Source organism: Vibrio sp. 378 (assembly GCF_033339435.1).
Genome location: NZ_JAWOUO010001131.1, coordinates 1 through 527, shown reverse-complemented (window position 1 = coordinate 527; position 527 = coordinate 1). Strand labels below are relative to the sequence as shown.

General features: G+C 48.8%; 1 pseudogene. It reads right to left on the bottom strand.

From position 1 onward, the window contains the following. Nucleotides 1-527 (bottom strand): annotated as a pseudogene (locus R7Q48_RS30765) (hybrid sensor histidine kinase/response regulator); the annotation flags it as partial.

The window sequence follows — 527 nt, the reverse complement described above, 5'->3', positions numbered from 1 at the left end:
CTCACTTAGGCTTGGACGCGTCGCCAGAGACACCGCGACAAAACACACCGCGTTCGCCACCACACTCATGATCATGCCCCAATCCGAAATCGCAATGTCGAAGTTCGACAGCATCTCTGGCGGCGTGATTAACCAAATCAAAAAGTTGTTGCTGGCATTACCAGCCAACATGTCGGTTTGGCTCATTAAGGTAATCAACCAAATCGTAAAACCGACCGCGAGGCCAACATAAACGCCTTTCTTGTTACCCTGACGCCAATACATACCGCCAATCAATGCAGGAGCAAACTGGGTAATGGCTGCAAACGAGAGAAAACCTATCGCAGAGAGTGAGTGGATACTATCTAAGGCCTGATAAAATCCCCATGCACCAATCAACAAAATCAGAATTAGAGCGCGGCGAATACGTAGCAAAAGCTCAGAAAAGTGGTGATGGTTGCGCTGCGCCAAGCGCATTCGGCGCAATATCAGCGGCATCACTAAGTCGTTCGATACCATGATCGCCAAAGCAATGGTTGAAACAATCA